15 protein-coding genes, 1 tRNA gene and 1 pseudogene (1 of these 17 only partly in view) are annotated in these 19,385 nt (G+C 45.9%); 3 read left to right on the forward strand and 14 right to left on the reverse strand.

Annotation, left to right across the window (positions count from 1 at the left end; genetic code table 11):
• Window positions 1–54: 54 nt before the first annotated feature.
• The 5 genes and pseudogenes from WF803_RS03815 to WF803_RS03835 all read right to left on the reverse strand — a co-directional run bounded on the left by WF803_RS03815 (window position 55) and on the right by WF803_RS03835 (window position 12,747).
• Window positions 55–8,949 (reverse strand): Rib/alpha-like domain-containing protein, encoded by an 8,895-nt coding sequence (locus WF803_RS03815; RefSeq protein WP_489611791.1) that lies wholly within the window; start codon window positions 8,947–8,949, stop codon window positions 55–57.
• A 126-nt stretch (window positions 8,950–9,075) separates the two neighbouring features.
• Window positions 9,076–10,008, reverse strand: a complete 933-nt coding sequence (locus tag WF803_RS03820; RefSeq protein WP_489611886.1) for an IS3 family transposase — start codon at window positions 10,006–10,008, stop codon at window positions 9,076–9,078.
• Window positions 10,009–10,040: 32 nt separating this feature from the next.
• Window positions 10,041–10,634: pseudogene (locus WF803_RS03825) on the reverse strand (transposase); the annotation flags it as partial.
• Window positions 10,635–10,690: 56 nt separating this feature from the next.
• Window positions 10,691–11,041 (reverse strand): hypothetical protein, encoded by a 351-nt coding sequence (locus WF803_RS03830; protein WP_489611792.1) that lies wholly within the window; start codon window positions 11,039–11,041, stop codon window positions 10,691–10,693.
• Window positions 11,042–11,271: 230 nt separating this feature from the next.
• Window positions 11,272–12,747 (reverse strand): YSIRK-type signal peptide-containing protein, encoded by a 1,476-nt coding sequence (locus tag WF803_RS03835; RefSeq protein ID WP_489611793.1) that lies wholly within the window; start codon window positions 12,745–12,747, stop codon window positions 11,272–11,274.
• 805 nt (window positions 12,748–13,552) lie between these two features.
• Here WF803_RS03835 and WF803_RS03840 point away from each other — a divergent pair.
• Window positions 13,553–13,693 (forward strand): hypothetical protein, encoded by a 141-nt coding sequence (locus WF803_RS03840; protein ID WP_489611794.1) that lies wholly within the window; start codon window positions 13,553–13,555, stop codon window positions 13,691–13,693.
• On the opposite strand, the gene yidD is transcribed toward WF803_RS03840, so the two are convergent.
• The 4 genes from yidD to amaP form a co-directional block, all read right to left on the reverse strand.
• The gene (gene yidD, locus WF803_RS03845; protein WP_489611795.1) at window positions 13,673–13,972 is read right to left on the reverse strand and encodes a membrane protein insertion efficiency factor YidD; all 300 of its coding nucleotides are present in this window, start codon (window positions 13,970–13,972) and stop codon (window positions 13,673–13,675) included. The two genes, WF803_RS03840 and yidD, sit on opposite strands and share 21 nt — an antisense overlap.
• Before the next feature lie 65 nt (window positions 13,973–14,037).
• Window positions 14,038–14,496 (reverse strand): Asp23/Gls24 family envelope stress response protein, encoded by a 459-nt coding sequence (locus tag WF803_RS03850; RefSeq protein ID WP_489611796.1) that lies wholly within the window; start codon window positions 14,494–14,496, stop codon window positions 14,038–14,040.
• A gap of 76 nt (window positions 14,497–14,572) precedes the next feature.
• On the reverse strand, window positions 14,573–14,788 hold the full coding sequence (locus WF803_RS03855) for a DUF2273 domain-containing protein (protein WP_489611797.1): 216 nt from the start codon (window positions 14,786–14,788) through the stop codon (window positions 14,573–14,575).
• Window positions 14,789–14,803: 15 nt separating this feature from the next.
• On the reverse strand, window positions 14,804–15,382 hold the full coding sequence (amaP, locus tag WF803_RS03860; RefSeq protein ID WP_489611798.1) for an alkaline shock response membrane anchor protein AmaP: 579 nt from the start codon (window positions 15,380–15,382) through the stop codon (window positions 14,804–14,806).
• Window positions 15,383–15,607: 225 nt separating this feature from the next.
• Here amaP and WF803_RS03865 point away from each other — a divergent pair, with 225 nt between their 5' ends.
• Window positions 15,608–15,952 (forward strand): helix-turn-helix domain-containing protein, encoded by a 345-nt coding sequence (locus tag WF803_RS03865; protein WP_489611799.1) that lies wholly within the window; start codon window positions 15,608–15,610, stop codon window positions 15,950–15,952.
• A gap of 26 nt (window positions 15,953–15,978) precedes the next feature.
• Here the strand turns inward: WF803_RS03865 and WF803_RS03870 are convergent.
• The 4 genes from WF803_RS03870 to WF803_RS03885 form a co-directional block, all read right to left on the reverse strand.
• Window positions 15,979–16,050: transfer RNA gene (locus WF803_RS03870), tRNA-Gln, on the reverse strand.
• Between the two features lie 360 nt (window positions 16,051–16,410).
• Window positions 16,411–17,841, reverse strand: a complete 1,431-nt coding sequence (locus tag WF803_RS03875; RefSeq protein ID WP_489610821.1) for an ISLre2 family transposase — start codon at window positions 17,839–17,841, stop codon at window positions 16,411–16,413.
• 64 nt (window positions 17,842–17,905) lie between these two features.
• Entirely contained in the window at window positions 17,906–18,184 is a 279-nt protein-coding gene (locus tag WF803_RS03880) for a hypothetical protein (protein ID WP_489611800.1), read from the reverse strand.
• Window positions 18,177–18,695 (reverse strand): ribonuclease domain-containing protein, encoded by a 519-nt coding sequence (locus WF803_RS03885; protein WP_489611801.1) that lies wholly within the window; start codon window positions 18,693–18,695, stop codon window positions 18,177–18,179. The genes WF803_RS03880 and WF803_RS03885 overlap by 8 nt, the downstream gene beginning before the upstream one ends.
• Before the next feature lie 69 nt (window positions 18,696–18,764).
• Here WF803_RS03885 and WF803_RS03890 point away from each other — a divergent pair, with 69 nt between their 5' ends.
• Entirely contained in the window at window positions 18,765–19,139 is a 375-nt protein-coding gene (locus tag WF803_RS03890) for a RidA family protein (RefSeq protein WP_489611802.1), read from the forward strand.
• Window positions 19,140–19,184: 45 nt separating this feature from the next.
• On the opposite strand, the gene WF803_RS03895 is transcribed toward WF803_RS03890, so the two are convergent.
• Window positions 19,185–19,385, reverse strand: partial view of a GNAT family N-acetyltransferase gene (locus WF803_RS03895; RefSeq protein WP_489611803.1) — the 3' end only. 357 nt of this gene lie beyond the right edge of the window; the window shows 201 of its 558 coding nt (coding positions 358–558); its start codon lies beyond the right edge, outside the window — the gene reads right to left on this strand; its stop codon occupies window positions 19,185–19,187.

A 19,385-nucleotide genomic window follows, 5' to 3' on the forward strand; every position in this document is an offset into this window, starting at 1 on the left:
AAGCAAAAGCCCCAACCCCGACATTGAGGGTGGGACTTTCGCATGCTCTGTGGCCTAGGCGTCTTCTTCATCCTTCTTCTTCGATACGAGGATAAAGCCGGCACCCAACAGGGCCGTGATTGCTGCGAGTGAGAGGGTGCTCACGTCAATTTCATCTCCCGTTTGCGGAAGAACAGCCATCTTGCCCTTGGTAAAGGCCTGAATCTCTTGTTCAGCTTGGCTTTGGGCTTGGGCAGGGGTTTCCCCTTGGCCAGGAGTCACCGCTGGAGTGCTGGTTGAGCCACTTTGACCCGGTTCTTCCGTCTCCGTGTGCCCCGGTTCTTGGCCGCCCGTAGCGCCCGTGTTGCCGGTTTGGCCTGGAGTATCCGGTTCTTGGCCACCCGTAGCGCCAGTGTTGCCCGTTTGGCCTGGAGTGCCTGGTTCTTGGCCACCCGTAGCGCCGGTGTTGCCCGTTTGGCCTGGAGTACCCGGTTCTTGGCCACCTGTAGCGCCAGTGTTGCCCGTTTGGCCAGGGGTACCCGGTTCTTGGCCGCCCGTAGCGCCAGTGTTGCCCGTTTGGCCTGGAGTACCCGGTTCTTGGCCACCCGTAGCCCCCGTGTTGCCCGGTTGGCCAGGGGTACAAGCTGAGCCAGTTTCACCCGTTGGCCCTTGAGGTCCGGTTGGCCCCGTTTCACCTGTTGGCCCTTGAGGCCTGGTTGCCCCGGTTTCGCCTGTTGGCCCTTGAGGCCCGGTTGCCCCGGTTTCGCCTGTTGGCCCTTGAGGCCCGGTTGCCCCGGTTTCGCCTGTTGGCCCTTGAGGTCCGGTTGGTCCGGTTTCACCCGTTGGCCCTTGAGGTCCGGTTGGCCCCGTTTCACCTGTTGGCCCTTGAGGTCCGGTTGGCCCCGTTTCGCCCGTTGGCCCTTGAGGTCCGGTTGGCCCCGTTTCACCCGTTGGCCCTTGAGGTCCAGTTGGCCCCGTCTCGCCTGTTGGCCCTTGAGGTCCGGTTGGCCCGGTTTCACCCGTTGGCCCTTGAGGTCCGGTTGGCCCGGTTTCACCCGTTGGTCCTTGTGGCCCGGTTGCCCCGGTTTCACCCGTTGGCCCTTGAGGTCCGGTTGCCCCGGTTTCGCCTGTTGGCCCTTGAGGTCCGGTTGCCCCGGTTTCACCCGTTGGCCCTTGAGGTCCGGTTGCCCCGGTTTCACCCGTTGGCCCTTGAGGTCCGGTTGCCCCGGTTTCGCCTGTTGGCCCTTGAGGTCCGGTTGGCCCCGTCTCGCCTGTTGGCCCTTGAGGTCCGGTCGGCCCCGTTTCGCCTGTTGGCCCTTGAGGTCCGGTCGGTCCCGTTTCACCTGTAGCGCCTGTGGCTCCGGTGTCACCTTTGTCACCTTTCTCACCATCTTTGATGAAGAAGTCTACGGTGTTATCACCAATAGTAACGGTCACTTTCGTGCCCTTGTTGCCAGCTGCATCTTTAGTTGCTTCAGTAGTGATGACTGGGCTATCTCCCTTCTCACCTTTTTCGCCGACAACTTTACCGACATTAATCGGTTCTTTCTTGCCGTCGATAGTGATCAGGAGATTACCGTCTTCATCTAGGCTGGCATCGGTGATTGAAGCTCCGTCTTTCCCATCTTTGATAGTAATTGGGGTGGAACCTTCGACTTCATTGCCGTCTGGATCGACTTCCTTGATGATGGTGTTGCCATCTTTATCTTTCTCAAGTTTGACGGAGTTGCCGTCTTTACCATCTTTGATGAAGAATTCTTCGGTGTTATCACCAATAGTAACGGTCACTTTCGTGCCCTTGTTGCCAGCTGCATCTTTAGTTGCTTCAGTGGTGATGACTGGGGTTAGGCCGTCTTTCCCGTCTTCTGGTTTTTCAATAGTAATATTCTTGTTCTCATCGATGACATGACCATCTTTGTCAACTACTTTGATTACAAGGTTGCCGTCTTCGTCTTTTTCAGCGATTACGGAGTCACCCTTGTCACCCTTAGCACCGTCTTTACCATTTTCGATAATGTATTCTTTATCGCCAATAGTGATCTTGATGCCGGTCTTTTCGCCTTCATCATTGGTTAGATCTTCGGCTTTGATTTCTGGAGCGTCTTTACCGTCTTTAATGAAGAAGTTTTCAGTCTTATCACCAATGGTTACAGTTACCTTGGTTCCTTGTTCGCCGTTTTGTTCGGTCTTTTCGGTGGTGATGACTGGGCTATCACCCTTCTCACCTTTTTCACCGACGACTTTACCAACATTAATTGGTTCGTCTTTACCGTCGATGGTGATCAGGAGGTTGCCGTCTTCATCGAGGCTTACGTCGGTTATTGATGAACCGTCTTTACCATCTTTGATGGTAATTGGGGTTGAACCTTCAACTTCATTTCCAGCAGGGTCTACCACCTTGATGATCGTATTGCCATCTTTATCTTTATCAAGTTTTACAGAATTTCCATCTTGACCATCTTTACCGTTTAAGATTTCGAAGGCTTTGTCTTCTTGTCCTTCTACTTTAACAGTAACTTTAGTTCCTATTACTTTACCTTGGTCGTCGGTGATATCTTCGGTTAAGATTTCTGGTGTTTTACCATCTTTTCCATCTTCAGGTTTTTCAATAGTAATATTCTTGTTCTCATCGATGACATGACCATCTTTGTCAACTACTTTGATTACAAGGTTGCCGTCTTCGTCTTTTTCAGCGATTACAGAGTCACCCTTGTCACCCTTAGCTCCATCTTTACCATTTTCGATAATGTATTCTTTATCTCCAATTGTGATCTTGATGCCGGTCTTTTCACCGTCTTCATCGGTTAGATCTTCGGTTTTGATTTCTGGAGCGTCTTTACCGTCTTTGATGAAGAATTCTTTGGTATTATCTCCAACAGTTACAGTAACCTTGGTTCCCTTGTTACCGTCTTTATCAGTGTCTTCTTCGGTGGTGATGACTGGGCTATCACCCTTCTCACCTTTTTCGCCGACAACTTTACCGACATTAATCGGTTCTTTCTTGCCGTCGATGGTGATCAGGAGATTACCGTCTTCATCGAGTTTGGCGTCAGTGATGGATGAACCGTCTTTCCCATCTTTGATAGTAATTGGGGTTGAACCTTCGACTTCGTTGCCGTCTGGATCGACTTCCTTGATGATGGTGTTGCCATCTTTATCTTTCTCAAGTTTGACGGAGTTGCCGTCTTTACCGTCTTTGATGAAGAATTTCTTTTCTTCTTCGCCGGTTGTTACGGTTATCCATGTTCCCTTGTTGCCTTCTTTGTCTTCACCTTGTTCAGTTGTGATGACTGGGGTTAGGCCGTCTTTTCCATCTTCAGGTTTTTCAATGGTGATGTTTTTGCTTTCGTCGATTACTTTTCCGTCTTTATCAACTACTTTGATTACAAGGTTGCCGTCTTCGTCTTTTTCTGCGATTACGGAGTCGCCTTTATCACCTTTTTCACCATCTTTACCATCGTTGATTACATATTCTTTATCTCCGATAGTAATCTTGATTCCAGTTTTCTCACCGTTCTCGTTGGTTAAGTCGTCAACTTTAATTTCTGGAGCGTCTTTACCATCTTTACCGTCTTTGATGAAGAAGTTTTCAGTCTTATCACCGACAGTGACGGTCACTCTCGTGCCTTTGTTACCTTCTTTATCAGTGTCTTCTTCAGTGGTGATGACTGGGGTTAAGCCGTCTTTCCCGTCTTCAGGTTTTTCAATAGTAATATTCTTGTTCTCATCGATGACATGACCATCTTTGTCAACTACTTTGATTACAAGGTTGCCGTCTTCGTCTTTTTCAGCGATTACAGAGTCACCCTTGTCACCCTTAGCTCCATCTTTACCATTTTCGATAATGTATTCTTTATCTCCAATTGTGATCTTGATGCCGGTCTTTTCACCGTCTTCATCGGTTAGATCTTCGGTTTTGATTTCTGGAGCGTCTTTACCGTCTTTGATGAAGAATTCTTTGGTATTATCTCCAACAGTTACAGTAACCTTGGTTCCCTTGTTACCGTCTTTATCAGTGTCTTCTTCGGTGGTGATGACTGGGCTATCACCCTTCTCACCTTTTTCGCCGACAACTTTACCGACATTAACTGGTTTTTCTTTACCGTCGATGGTGATCAGAAGATTGCCGTCTTCATCTAGGCTAGCATCGGTGATGGATGAACCGTCTTTACCATCTTTGATGGTAATTGGAGTTGAACCTTCAACTTCATTTCCAGCAGGGTCAACCACTTTGATGACTGTATTGCCGTCTTTATCTGTATCCAGTTTGACGGAGTTTCCATCTTGACCATCTTTACCGTTTAAGATTTCGAAGGCTTTGTCTTCTTGTCCTTCTACTTTAACAGTAACTTTAGTTCCTATTACTTTACCTTGGTCGTCGGTGATATCTTCGGTTGTTATTTCTGGTGTTTTACCATCTTTCCCGTCTTCAGGTTTTTCAATCGTAATATTGTTGTTCTCATCGATGACATGACCATCTTTGTCAACAACTTTGATGACGAGGTTGCCGTCTTCATCTTTTTCAGCGATTACAGAGTCACCCTTGTCACCCTTAGCTCCGTCTTTACCATTTTCAATAATGTATTCTTTATCTCCAATAGTGATCTTGATTCCAGTTTTCTCACCGTTTTCATCGGTTAAATCTTCGGTTTTGATTTCTGGAGCGTCTTTACCGTCTTTGATGAAGAATTCTTTGGTATTATCTCCAACAGTTACAGTAACCTTGGTTCCCTTGTTACCGTCTTTATCAGTGTCTTCTTCGGTGGTGATGACTGGGCTATCACCCTTCTCACCTTTTTCACCGACGACTTTACCAACATTAATTGGTTCGTCTTTGCCGTCGATGGTGATCAGGAGATTGCCGTCTTCATCTAGGCTAGCATCGGTGATAGATGAACCGTCTTTACCATTTTCACCGTCTTCGCCTTTGTCGCCTTTTTGAATGGTGACTTGGCTACCATCGGAGAAGGTTAGGACTGTATTGCCATTTTCATCTGTTTCTTGGGACTTAATGGTGATGGATGCGCCGTCTTTGCCGTCTTCACCCTTATCACCTTTGGCTCCGTCTTTGATGAAGAATTTCTTTTCTTCTTCGCCGGTTGTTACGGTTATCCATGTTCCCTTGTTGCCGTCTTTATCTTCACCTTGTTCAGTTGTGATGACTGGGCTGTCACCCTTATCACCTTTTTCGCCGACAACTTTACCGACATTAATCGGTTCTTTCTTGCCGTCGATGGTGATCAGGAGATTGCCGTCTTCATCTAGGCTGGCATCGGTGATGGAGGCTCCGTCTTTACCATCTTTGATAGTAATTGGGGCTGAGCCTTCGACTTCGTTGCCATCTGGATCGACTTCCTTGATGATGGTATTGCCGTCTTTATCTTTCTCAAGTTTGACGGAGTTGCCGTCTTTACCATCTTTGATGAAGAATTCTTCAGTCTTATCCCCAATAGTGACGGTCACTTTCGTGCCCTTATTGCCATCTGCATCTTTAGTTGCTTCAGTAGTGATGACTGGGGTTAGGCCGTCTTTTCCGTCTTCTGGTTTTTCGATAGTAATATTCTTGTTCTCATCGATGACATGACCATCTTTGTCAACAACTTTGATGACAAGGTTGCCGTCTTCGTCTTTTTCAGCGATTACGGAGTCACCCTTGTCACCCTTAGCTCCATCTTTACCATTTTCGATAATGTATTCTTTATCTCCAATTGTGATCTTGATGCCGGTCTTTTCACCGTCTTCATCGGTTAGATCTTCGGCTTTAATTTCTGGAGCGTCTTTACCGTCTTTGATGAAGAATTTCTTTTCTTCATCGCCGGTTTTAATAGTGATCCATGTCCCTTTGTTGCCGTCTTTGTCTTCACCTTCTTGGCTGGTGATTTCTGGTGTCTTACCATCTTCGGGCTTAGTGATCGTAATTGGGTCACCCACGGGTTGCTCGTTGGCGTCGACCACTTGGACAGTGATGTTGCCTTGATCATCCGTTGAAACAGTGACTGAATTCCCATCTTGGGCTTTCTTCATAATCCTGATGTAGAGTTCCCCGTGCAATTGTCGGCCATCCGGGAGGTTGAAGGTCAACTGCATAGGGTATTGCCCTTCTGTCCCTTCCTCTGGAGTTCCAGAGATGACAACAGTTTTCCCATCTTGGGACTCAGCGACATCAAAGCCGAAACCGGCCAAGGTAGAGATTAGACTAGCCTTATCCGCAAGCGTTGCCCCTTCAGGCACCACGATGCTGTGCTGGGGTAAGGCTTCCCCTTCGATCGCCCAGATTATATTGCTTGGAAGCCCTGGGAGGCCGTCATCGCCTTTTTCGCCGTCCTTGGTTACTAGAAGTTGGAGGGTGCCTTTTAAGGTATTTTCGTCGTTGAGATAGAACTCTAAGTCTATAAGCTGGGTGCCTAGGTTTCCTTCCTTGACTGTACCGGAAACGATAATACTACCGTTATCTGCATCTTCGACGGTAAAACCTAAATCCTCTAGCCTACTTTTTACCTCGTCCTTGTTTTTGAGGTAAGTGCCCTTGGGGAGGAGAATGGTTTGAGCTTCGATTTCTTTCCCTTCTGAGGCGGAAATTATATTGGATGGGATTGCTGGGAGGGCGTCATCCCCTTTCTCGCCTTTCTCACCATCTTTGCCGTCTTCTGTAACGATGATGTGCAGGTTGCCATCGAGGACATGGCCATTGACGGGGTTTTTATATTGGATCGTGAAGGTAAAGGAACCCCTCTGCTCGAAGTCCCCATCGATGGTGTAGCGGCCATCCATTTCTTCCTCGAGTTCTAGGCCGATATTTTGGAGACGTTCCTTTAAGTCTTCGACCTGTACCAATTCATAGCCATGCGGAATGAGCAAGGTTTTCTTCGACGACATGTGCTGGCCTTTTTTACCGAGAATCGTGTTATCCGGTACATCCGGCGCTGTATTCACTACGAGCTGTTCGCCCGGTTTGGAGACATTGCCAGCTGCGTCTTCGGCGGTGACGGTCAAGCGGTCGCCAACTTGCAGGATCACGTCGTCGGGTACGGCTACGGTGAAATGCCCGTTGGCGTCAGCCTCCGTCTCAGCGGTCGTTTTCCCGTCTGGGAAGGTCACGACCACCTTAGCGTTGGGTTCGGTTTCCCCATGAATTTTAATGTCCGTATTGCCCACGGGCCTGATATAAGGCCGGTCAGGAGCGGTGTTATCCTTGGCAATCACTTCTGACGGGGTCGAGCCGTCTGGGTTTTGGTCATTGGCGGTTTGCACCCTGACGGTATCGCCGTGCTCCAATTGGACTGTTTTCGGAATATCGACGAAGAAGTTACCTTCCTTGGTGACCGGAGCGGTGACCTTTTCCCCCTCTGGGAAGGTGACGATGACGTATTCGGCATTAAATTTGCCGTTCTCATCCTTATCGACACGGCCGGTGACCCGGTGATCTTCCACGTCCAAGGGGTCGAGGAGGGGTGGACGCACGTCGCCCTTGAAGAAGTTCACAGGGATTTCCACCTTTTCCTTAACAGAGCCATCTTGGTAATGGATGGTCGCTAGGCCGGTCACTTGCTTCGCTTGGGTATTATCGATGTCCGTCCATTCCACGGCTGTGGCACCATCGGCCTTCAAGGCTGTCCAGTTTTTCAAGCCCAGGGTCGCTTCTGGCGTGGTGTTAACGGGAGAGGTAATGAGTTGGACTTCCGGCTCCCGCGATTTTTCCGCTTGGGTCCTGGTATCATTCACCACCAGCTTCACGGGAATCTTGTTGGTTGAGCCATCGGTGTAATTCACTGCCACGACAATGGCTTCATATTCACCTGGCTTTTTCACCTTTTCACGGACACTGTCGGGATCATCAAATTGGTAGCCGGTGCCGTCGGGCATGTCTTCCTTGTTTTTAACCCCATCAGCGGGATCGGGCATGACATTTAAGTCAGTATTGATAGTTTTTCCCTCTGGCTGGTTTTGACTTGCTAAGGACTCACTTAAAACAGCATAAACGGTCATGGAGTTAGTAATTGGTGTGTCCTTGGAGAAGTTGATCTCATCTGAACCTTCTGTCCTGGTCCAACCTTTGATGGACATACCCTCGGGAACTAACTTTTCTAGTTCTTTGATACTTTGCGGGCTAACCAGGCTTGGCATGGCATTTTGACCATCGTAGTCCAGGCCGTTGGGGAGGTAGTTTTTGTCGGTAGAAAACAATTTGTTTTCAGGTACATCCACCACTTTCCAGCGTTTGCCATTCACGATGAAGGTGACGCGGGCCTTGACCTTTTCTACTACTGTTGGAGAGGCCAGGGTACGGCCGGAATCTCCGTAAGCCTTGGAGTCATTGGCCTTGCCGTCGGTCTTATCTTCTGAAATACCAGACTTGTGGGTATCCATAGCATGGCCTGTGATAGGCATGTCCTTTACCATGCCGTCAAAGGCTTCGATGGTATACCGATAGACGTTACTGTGCTCCACATTTTCAATCGTAACTTTAACAAGCGATCCGTCAGGATTCACCGCAATAGAGGAACTGCTTTCACCATTCTTCGTATGTAGTATTCCATCCGTTTTTCCTTCTGGAAATGTACGTGTTAACAGTTCAACAACATCTTCCTTATTCTTCGTGTAGCCCGTAATCGTTTTGTCAGTGTCATAAATATCGTCGATGTAAGGCGCATAGATGACCCGGTCAACAACAGAAGTGAAATTGATGATAGAATTCCAAATCTCTCTTGGATTATGAGAAACATTGACATTATCTCTTGTATATGATCCGAATTGTTCACCGTTTGCCTCTAGTTTTCCTGATGATAAGTCTGAATCTAAGTTCCCATAGATTGTTATTTTTGTTCCCTTAGGAATTGTTATACCATCTTTTAAAGTTAAAGTATAAGTCCTATAGTCACTTGATTTAGCAAAATACCTACCTTCATTGGAAGAATTTGCTTTAACTAATCTCTGAACATCACCATAAACTATGGAGTCACCGATTTTCATAGCTATATAACGGGCAGTTTTTCTCTTACCATTATTATAAGCTCCTATACCTGTGACTGAACTGACCCCTGTCAAGTAGACAGGTAAATAAATAAAATATTTGTTTTTGCCATGTATGATATTTTATCATACATGGTTTTTTGATGGGATCCTTAAGCCCATTCGCAGTGTGACGCGCTTGGTATTGTAGAAGTCAATATATTGGTTAATATCAGACGCTAACTCCTCAAAGGTTTGATAAGCCTTTAAGCGATACATTTCTTCCTTAATAGTCCCAAAGAAGGCTTCCATAGGGCCATTGTCAATACATTTTCCAGCTCTCGACATACTCTGAATCACCTGATGCTTGTCCACAAAATTTTTGAAGAAGTGTGAGGTATATTGAAAGCCACGATCACTATGAATAAGAGTTTGCTTGGGTTTCATACGAGCCTTAATTTGACCGATGGTCTGCCGGACTAATTCGTTATTATTATGCTTAGAAAGTTGGAATGCCACAATTTTCTTAGCCCCATAGTCGAGAATCGCACTGAGGTAAGCTTTTGCGCCAAAGCCATATTTAAACTCGGTAACATCTGTTAATAAGACTTCCATGGGCGGATATTCCTTTTGAAATTCTCTATTCAAAATATTTTCGGCCTCATGGGAGGGAAGATGTGGCTTATAACGGTAACGTTTACGACGGATCACCGCTTTTAAGTCTAACAGTTGCATCAAGCGTTGCACGCATTTGTGATTGACTTTGGCGTTAAGAAAATGATTTAAATAGATCGTAATGCGACGATAGCCATAAACCCCCTGATGTTCTTTATAAACAGAAATAATCCATTTGATCAGTTGCCTCAGACGCTTTTCAGAAGCTGTTGGCTTTCGGTTTCGCCATTTATAGTAGCTTGAACGACTAAGGCCTAGAGCCTCACATAAGTGAGTTACTCGGTATCCTTCTTGCTGGAGTTTTTGGACCGTTTGAAAATCTGCTTCATACTGTGTTCGCGTAACATCAACTCTCTTTCCACTTCTTTTAACTTTTTTAAGGCTGCATTCTCTGTTTCTAAGTATTCATTGCGAGCTTTCAAGGCTGCATATTTTGCGCGTATTTTTTCAGTTTCTGTTTGGATCGCCGCAGGTTTTCCACGACCTCGGCCATCAAACAAGCCGTCTGGCCCATGTTGTTGATATTTTTGGACCCAGGAGTAAACATTATGGTAGGAGACTTGATATTTCTCAGCTGTTTCTTTATAAGATAGGCCGTTGGCCAGACAGTCTTTAACAATTTTAATTTTTTCTGCATGAGTCGTTTTTCTGCTTTTCATCGTATACACCTCGGGGTTAGGAGAATAACTTTTGACTGCTTCCCCTCTAGTATACTTCATCAACCAATTTCTAACAGTGGAATGTGATGGGATATTATATCTTCGAGCTAATTGTTTAATTGGAACGCCTTCAACAAGGTGCTCATTCACAACAGCCAGTTTAAAGTCCTTACTATAGTTATTATTCTTGACATGGGATTGGATGCCTTGGCGACCATGGATTTGATATTTTAAGACCTTGTCATAAAAAACAGAATGAGACAATCTTAAACCATGATACTGACACAATTTTTGATAGCTTATCCCTTTTTTAAGGTACTTATCAATATATCGTTCGAGCTCCTCAACCGAGTGTTTACAATTTGAACGCATAAAAATTCCCCCTAAGTAGTTTTACTTTTTTAAGTGTCTACTTTAGGGGGAGCATATCAGACTTTATTGCCTGGATCTTTTTCTAAAGTTAATTTTAATTGACCGTTCCTACCTATGGTAACATCTTTGTCAGTTTCAAATTCTGCTACTTCTGTGCCATCTCTGTTTTCTGCTATTACTGCCGAGTGAACATTGATAGGAATAGTATGTTGGCCTTCACCAAAGAACTTATGGGCAATGGCTGTATCAACATTGTATTTAATTAAAGTAAAGGCAGATCCAGTTACCGCTGTCCATGATTTATCAACAATTTCTGTATATCCTCCACCCACATAGGTAGCATTTCCTGTTGTTGTGGTATCTTTATTTGAGGTAAAGCCTTGGGGAAGGATATTTAAGTAGGCCATATCTCCTACTATATTATATTCATTTTTGGAAATACCATAAAAATTATCACTTGATTGAGTAATACTGCTATTACCAGAATTTGTAGCTGCACCTACATATCCAATAAAGCCACGTTCATCTTCAACAAGAGCGTCTAAAAGCTTTTTAGATATGGCATGGCGGAATCCTAATAGATAATCATCATTACCCCATTTACTATTTCCATCTGTTTTCCCTTTGGAAAATTTAGTTAAGATATTAAAGGTTCCGTTAGCTGCATCAAACGACGCATACTTTGGGGAGTAAAAATTTGATGACGAGTATCTATTGTTGTAACGTTGTTCCAGTTTTCTAACCCAGGAAGTGTTCCATAACGCATGTCTACTGCATCTGTTGCGGGAATAGAGGTAGACTGAGTAAAGGATTCATAAGAGTTAACCTCAGCTAGACCACTACTATCTGTGATGATTCCATAAACTTTGGTTGAATCAGCACTGGTTAGTCTTACTTGGATAGTTCGATTAACTTTAGCTAGGTCAGCCATCGAATAACCCTTTTTCAAGTAAAGAGATAATGGAGAAGTGGTGATGGATGACGTCATATCTAACGCCCCACGAATATTAAATAAATCAACTGATTTTACTGTACTTCCTTGTTCAGAAAGACTAACGAATCTAACTTCTTCATTTTTCCAATTTAAAAAGTGAGATCTAGTCCAGTCGATCATTTCATAAAAATCTGGAGCAAAATAGTAATTAAAGTATTTCCATACTGATGTTGTAGCACGAGTAAACATATTGTGAGTAATATCTATTACCGTTTGTCCCTCGGGGGAAAGGTGGTGGCCCTCGTAGCGGATGGACCAGTTGGAAATTGGCTCAGCAACCATACTAGATTTTAAAACTTCCTGGTTAGGATTTAATTTCCAAAAAAGACTGTCTTGGCTGGAATCTTGTTCCTTGTCGTTCCAGTTGGGTTCAATTAATGAGTGGCCCTGGATGTTGGGGTCGTTGATTAGTTTATGGTCGCTTTGCACCAGGGCGAGGGTGGCATTGGCAGCATAGGTATGAACAAGGCCGTTTAATTCGTCCTCGGTTAAATCCGGTTGGGCTTCCCGCGCGGCCTTGCCAAAGTCCCGCAGCCAATCCGCCGTCAGGTCTAATTTTTTCGCCCCCTGGAGTGCCATGGCCATGCGCGTCGTATTGACCGCAGGGGCTTCACCGGCTTTTTGCAAACGTTCGACGGCAGCCGCATGCTTAACCGCCGCCGCTTGACTGGCTGCTGGGCCAGGCTGGCTGGAGCTGGTGTTTACGTGATCGTTTTCAAGGTTAGGCGCACTGCTTTTTGAACGCACAGAAGCCTCGGACTCCGCTGCTGTCGTTTGGCTTTCCGCCGTATCGTCAGTCGCTGCTTCCGCCTGGGGCTTGGTGAGGCTGATGCTAGCAGTTTTTTCGATTTCTTCCACAGTGGTTTTTTGTAGTTCTTGGTAGACGTCCTCTGCCGTGAGACCGCTCGACTTGGGGGCGACCCTTTCAATGCGTTCGGCCTCCGCCTCTGCTAATTCCTGCTCGGCAGCCGACACGGCATGGCTCGAGAGGAAGAGGAAGCTAGACCCAATCATGGCCGAGACGACCCCAATATTTAATTTCCGGATGGAGAAGAAATCACGCTTTTGCGTGTTTTGGCTCTTCCGCAGCCGCATTTGCTGATTATTTCGACTAAACACGTTTGTTCCTCCTATTGATCGTATTTTGATACACATTTTGTCCCATCACTTTAATGTTTGACGCCCTTCACTTCTCCCTTCCCTCATTAGCGAATGTCACCTAGCGTCTGAATCTTTAAACTTATACTCAGTAAGTAGATCTATTTTAAAATGGAAATAAAAATTATTCAACAAATATCCCAAAAAATCGCAAATAATCTTACCCCCCCCGATGTAAACGCTTATTTTGCTCATATTCACCTTGTTTATATTCATTCTTTGTATTTATTAGCCTTGGCTAATATATCATTTTTAAGTTATATTGCTTTTATACCAGCGTTTTAGACCTTTATTGCTGGCAAGTGGTTGCTCTTATTATTTCTAATTGAAAACAATAATTGCTTCATTTTTCAGAATATTTCTTGTATTAATTGTGTTGATTTTTCACACTTTACTGAATTCATATCGCAAAAACTTGCCCTAAAAAACCACTCATGGAACAAAACAGCTAACGGAACGGCCCTCTGGTTCTCCCTATCCACCGATTGGTTCGAGTTATTTCCACCCCAAGCAATTCCTTATTCTCCTCTGCACACAAAAAAGCCATGAGCAAAGGGGCTCATGGCTTTTCATCTTTCTATGGGAGGAGAAAGATATGAAGAAATTTACAGGGCGGGTTGCCCTGTGGATTGGGTATGCTTATATACTAGCGCGGAATTATGAAGAAACCAAGACTTTTTTGCCTGCTTTTCCCTAGAAAAACCTAAGATTTCATAAACCTAAAGCCAGGGAAGAAAAAACCACCTGCTGGTCAGGTGGCTCGTTGGTGGGAAAGAAATGGAAAGTTTATGGGCCAAAGTGGTCCATGTGTTATAGTCTACTGGGAACTTATGACTTGCTCGGGAAGAATTCAGTAGGAAAGCACCAAAGAAGTTTAAGGAATCCCTTAATCGTTCTCATGTTCTAGCAAGTAACGGGCAAAGGCCTCTAGCTGCTCGTCGGTGGGCTGGGTGTTGCGTCGCAAGCTAAAATGCTCCGGTACGGGATCAAAGCCACCGCGGGCAAGGGGCTGGCAGCGCAGGAGGCGGGCCAGGCCCATGAGGGTGCCCTTCAAGAGGCCGTGTTTTTCTACCGCTTGTAGCATATAATTAGAGCAAGTAGGCACGTAGCGGCAGGAAGCCGGCAAGAGGGGCGAGAGGCATTTTTGATAGAGGCGCACGGGGCCAATAATGACATACTTCCACATAAAATTCCTCCCAATAAAAAGGCAGGAGCCCAAGCCCCTGCCTGCCATGGTCGAGTCTATTGCGTCTATTGCACGCGGGCGCCACCACGGTTATCCGTGTATTCCCGTTCACGGGCTTTGGCTTCACGTTCGTCGTCAGATTGTTTTTGTTGGTATTCGCTTCGCGTGTAAACTTCCACCACATTCATGTTCACTTCGACGACTTTAAGACCGGTCATTTCTTCCACATCGGCCTTCACCTGCTTCACCGTTTCGTCGAAGGCTTTCACCAGGTCTTTGCCAAATTCGCCGATCACTTCCAGATCTAGGGCGACTTCTTTTTTGCCGACTTCCGCATTTACCCCTTTGGTGTCGTCTTCGCCACTGCTTGAGAAGAAACCTTTCAAGCCGCTGGTGACGCCACCTTTCAGGTCTAAAATACCATCAATATTGGATACGGCATAGTAGGCAATTTTAGCCAATACCTTGTCCGCATAAGTTAATTCATTTTCGTGTTGGACATGTTCATTTTGTTTCTCTGCCATAATATCTCTCCTTTTTACTCCAATAGGTCTTACGCCCATACTACCAAATTTAAAAGCAATTTCAAAGGATTAAGCCTTAACGAATATTGAAGAAGGCCAGCCAGCTGTCGATGTCTAAATCACCATCGAAATAAGCCCCAATCACATAGGCAAGCCCCATAATGATGAGGACGGCTAAGGCTTTGGCGAAGCCAATTGTCACCCAAAGTACCGCAAAGATAAAGCCTAATAGGAGCCCAAGGATGCGCCCTTGGTATTTTTTGGCTAACTGTTTGATCTGTTCTTTTTCCATTGGAGACCTCCTGACCTATTGTACCCGCGATGTTTTTTGACGAACAAAGCGTTCGGACTGATGAATATGTTCCGGATTCATGTGCGTTAAATGCACGTTCACTTGCTGGATATCAACGCCTAGAGTTTCCTTCACCCCACCGATGACCTGGGTTTGTACCACTTGGGCCAATTGCACGACGTCACTGACATCATGCACACCCGCTTGGACTTCTACAACCGTCTCTTCCGCATTTTTGAGGAAAGTGACCGATGCCTCGGGGTCATAGAGATGGGGTAACACCTGCACAGCTTGTTCGGCAATGGCTGCTACGGCTTGCTTGGAAAAATTAACATCCCCTCGCGAACCCCCAATCTTAACTTCTGGATAACTGGTCCGCGCAAAGCAGCTGCGGAAGAATAAAAAGATGGCATACAGAGCGATGAGCCCTAAGACGACCAATAGCACCAGCCGCATGGTCCAATCCACCAGCACCTGCGTCCAAACAAACTGGGACAGGTAAGGAATCGGATAGAAAATTCCAGCAGCGAGAACTAAGGCGACCAAAAATAACAATAATACGACGATTTGTAGAAAACGCCTAAAGCCTCCCATGAATAATCCCTCACTTACTTTTAAATTTGGCTTTCAACTGGGCAAGCCAGTCTTCTGTCTGATCTCTAATAACCATATCTTAATGGATAAAGTGCTGACATGCAAACATTAGGGCTCGAAGTCAGGAGAAATTTTCGCCCCAGAAGTGAACGCTGTAAGCCTTGGTGTATGACCCTCTAGAGGGCCCGATACTACTTGGCCCACAAATGGAAAGGAGCAAGTCTATTGGCGAGACATCTTATCGGTCAAACGATTAAAGCAAAACGCTTGGCGCAAGGTTTTAGTCAGGCAGAATTAGGAAAAAGGTGTGGGGTGAGCAAGGCGTGTATTTGCCATTACGAACGAGGCCTGCGGACGCCCACGGTGGAGCGGCTGGGGCAAATCGCTCAGAGCTTAAAATTGCCGATTCAAGCTTTCTACCCGCATCCTGGTGGGGAAGAAGAAATAGGCCACCTTTTTCAACAGTTGAGTCCTGAACGCAAAAAATGCGTCCGTCGCTACCTATATTTCCAGACCGTTTGCCAGGATATTGAGGATCGACGACGCATGAAGGGCGCCCGGCAGCCATAAAAAAAGCCAGGCAAGCCTGGCAGCAACTGGGGTAGCTGGATTCGAACCAACGCATAACAGAGTCAAAGTCTGTTGCCTTACCACTTGGCGATACCCCAATGTATGGTGCATTAAAAACCACATCATCTAATTTACCCTAATTTCTGAAAGCTGTCAAGGCATAATCCTTAAATGTTAGTGTCAAGCAATGCTCGGTCAATCATAAAGAACTCTATCTCGTATCTAATTATTCAAAAGTCACTTCGTTTTTGTGCTAAAGGACGCTGCGTTGAAAAGCAGTGGCACCGGCTTACGCTTCATAGAAGCTTACGCCTGACCGTCCTATTCTGGCTCTATGTCGTTGGATAGGCCTCGCTACGCTCACCCTATCGGCACTCCGAGAGCCAGATATACGGACGGCCTGCTAACACTGCTAACGCAGGTCTTTAGCACGCACTCCGTGTCTTTTGGCGAAGCAGCTAACAAAATGTATGGTATAATTTCCCGACCATACTGCTTGACACTTCACTTGGAATCGTGCCCTGATGGGCACCACAAGAACTTTGTTGCGGCCTGTGACATAGTATTGCCCTAACAATCCCTGGATATTCGGGTATAAATGGGCTTGTATTAGCTTCAATATCTGATCGAACAGCTTCTTCAAAACAATGATTAGATTGAGCGGTGATAATGGCAGCCATTGCTGCTGCGCCTTGACGGGTCCAATTTCGTCCTTGCTTTTTCATGCGATAAGTATAAAGCCGATGGCCTGCTTCACAAACGCCACCGGAAAAATGGTTTGGTAAGCCTCGCTGCTCTGCTGGTTTAATGAGTAACCAATTCCTTTGAAGATAAGCTCTTAGAGCTTCAATTTCAGCCAAAAACTCCTGATGATGGTGCCAGCGACTTTCACAGGTCTCCAAAGTAACTTGAACTCCTTCGAAATCATAAGCCTTCACTTTTTTAATGACCAATTGACGTATTTTATGATCAAAAAATAGGCGCGTTCTGATTTTTTGAATGACATGAAATTTATCGCAGAAATGTTCATGCCGAAGGCATACCCCAATCATCTCGTTAAAATCTTCCTCCGTATAACCACTGCCACCATCCGAATTAGAAATCACAATCGTTTGATGTAAATCATAGTAGGATTTAAGAAATCGGCTAACTTTTTCTCGAAGGGCTGCACTAGATTGAACAGAAGAAAAATAATGAGCTTGAATAAGTTGATGCCGCGAAGTGGATCGATCGACGCCTTCATAGAGGGTCACACGGTGTAGTTGAAGATGTTTTGTCCTTTTCCCTTTTTTCTTCTTCTTAGTGATCAGCACACCATCCCCTTCAATGTACAGAAAAGGAACGGATCGTTTTTGAGAGTAAGCCAGTTCCTTCTCTTCTGCTTTTTTATTCTCAAAGCTTAAAATTTTTTGCCCAATTTCTTGAACAATATGATGTGCGGTCTGATGCGAAATACTAAAAGGCATTAAAGCATTGAAGGCTTCTGCAGTCGCACGAAAAGTTTGCTTCGTACAAAGCTGGGCAATTTTTTCTTTGACCTGAGAAGAAAGATGACTTCTTGCTTCTAGTCCTAAACACAAATCTAGGGGAAGAAAGCTAGAGTGACCTTCTTTTTTCATCCGACAGCGTCTAAAAGTGACGGCACCAAACATAAAACATAGTGTGCGTGGTTCATAGCGAGCAATTTTCCAGCCTTCGGCTTGGTATCTTTGAATTAATTGCTGATCAAGTTGAGTGAAAACCGCTGCAAGACATTCACAGCAAAAATTGCTTAATATCGGATAAACAATATCTTCAAAGTCACCTAAAGATGAGCAATTTTCCGTCTTTTTTAGAATATCTGTGATAATATCATTCATGAGGACATCTTCTTTCTTTTTTTTGATCAACTTAAAGATAGATGTCCTTTTTTTATTTTTCAAGTCTTACCGAGCATAATTTTACACTAAGTCCTTAAATGTGCCAGCGCCGTCCCCACTGGAGGGCGGCATTATCCTGAACGGCCCTCCTCAACATGAGCAGGCAGCGGGCTGGCCAGGAATTTTCTGGGCCCGTCTCGGGCATTTGCAGGGGAGGCAGGAGGATCAAGGGTTCTCGCAGGCTGGTCAGCGCATCATAGGCGGCGTCCAAATTATGGGCGTAGAGAGTGTGAATGGGCAGCTGCTGATTTAAAATAGCGTAGAATTTCTTCTCATCCGAAAGGCAAATATCTAAGTCCCAAACATTAATCATGATTCTCCTCCTGTTGCTTCATGAACTCGTCCCAAGGGATAAAATGCTGGTAGTGGTCGGGGGTATAGTAGAGGGAAAAATCGGTGGAATAAATTAAACGTTCTGGCCCGCGAAAGCCCCCCTGGTAATTCACATCCGCTTCCCGGTAGTGGCCCTTGGGCAGTTGGCCTTCGAAATTTCCAAAAGGATCGCCCCCAATACTCATCTGCTCCGTGACCTCCCATAAATTGCCCTCCTCTGCCCGCCAACCTAAGGCCTTGGCTTCTTGCTTGGTCAGGTAGTTAGGCGGCAATTCCTTATAGGTCAGAAGGTAGGTGCCGACTTCTTCCGGGCTGGAATAGGCCTGTCCATAGCTGACCGTTAGCGTCTTTTTCTCCTGAGCCGGGGCCGGGGTGCTACTCTTGGGTGGGGCTGTGTCTACCGCTGGCGTATCCATCATTGGCGATTGGCAGGCGACGAGCAAGACCCCACCCAAGAGGAGCATTTTAATCATGTTGAATAATTTTTGCATGGGCCCTCCTTTTTCTAGGACAAGACAGCGATGTCATGCTATACTAAACTTATCGAAAGGAGCATGAACATGAAACAAGCGATTCACACCGATAAAGCCCCCGCCGCAGTGGGTCCCTACTCCCAAGCTGTTTGGGGTGGCGATACTCTCTACATTTCTGGCCAATTGCCGATTGACCAAGAAACCGGCGAATTTCCTGAGGAAGCCAGTGCGCAAACCACGCAGGCGCTGAAAAATATTCAATTCATTTTAGAAGAAGCGGGCCTAAGCATGACGGATGTCGTGAACTGCCAAATTTTTGTCACGGATCTCGGGGATTTTGCGGCGGTCAATGAGGCTTACGGCAAATTCTTCGCTGAACCTTACCCTTCCCGCTGCTGCTTTGAAGTTTGCGCCTTACCCAAAGGCGTGAACGTGGAAATTTCTGCCACTGCCGTCAAATAACATCACTGTAGAAAGCCTGCCACATGTGGCGGGCTTTTTTGCGGTTTAATGTTTGGGGTGTTGCAGTTGCCAAGCCTTTTTCGATAGGCCACGTTGTAAGAGGCGCCTAGAATCTGGGCCGATGGTGCGCCAGACTTCGCCTTCGATTGCAAAGCCGGCTTTAGCGAGAACTTTGGCAGAGGCAATATTCCTGGGCTCGTATTGAGCTTGTAGATGTTGAAAGCCTACCGTATCGAAGAGGAAACT

This window comes from Aerococcus sp. BD502, from assembly GCF_057919555.1.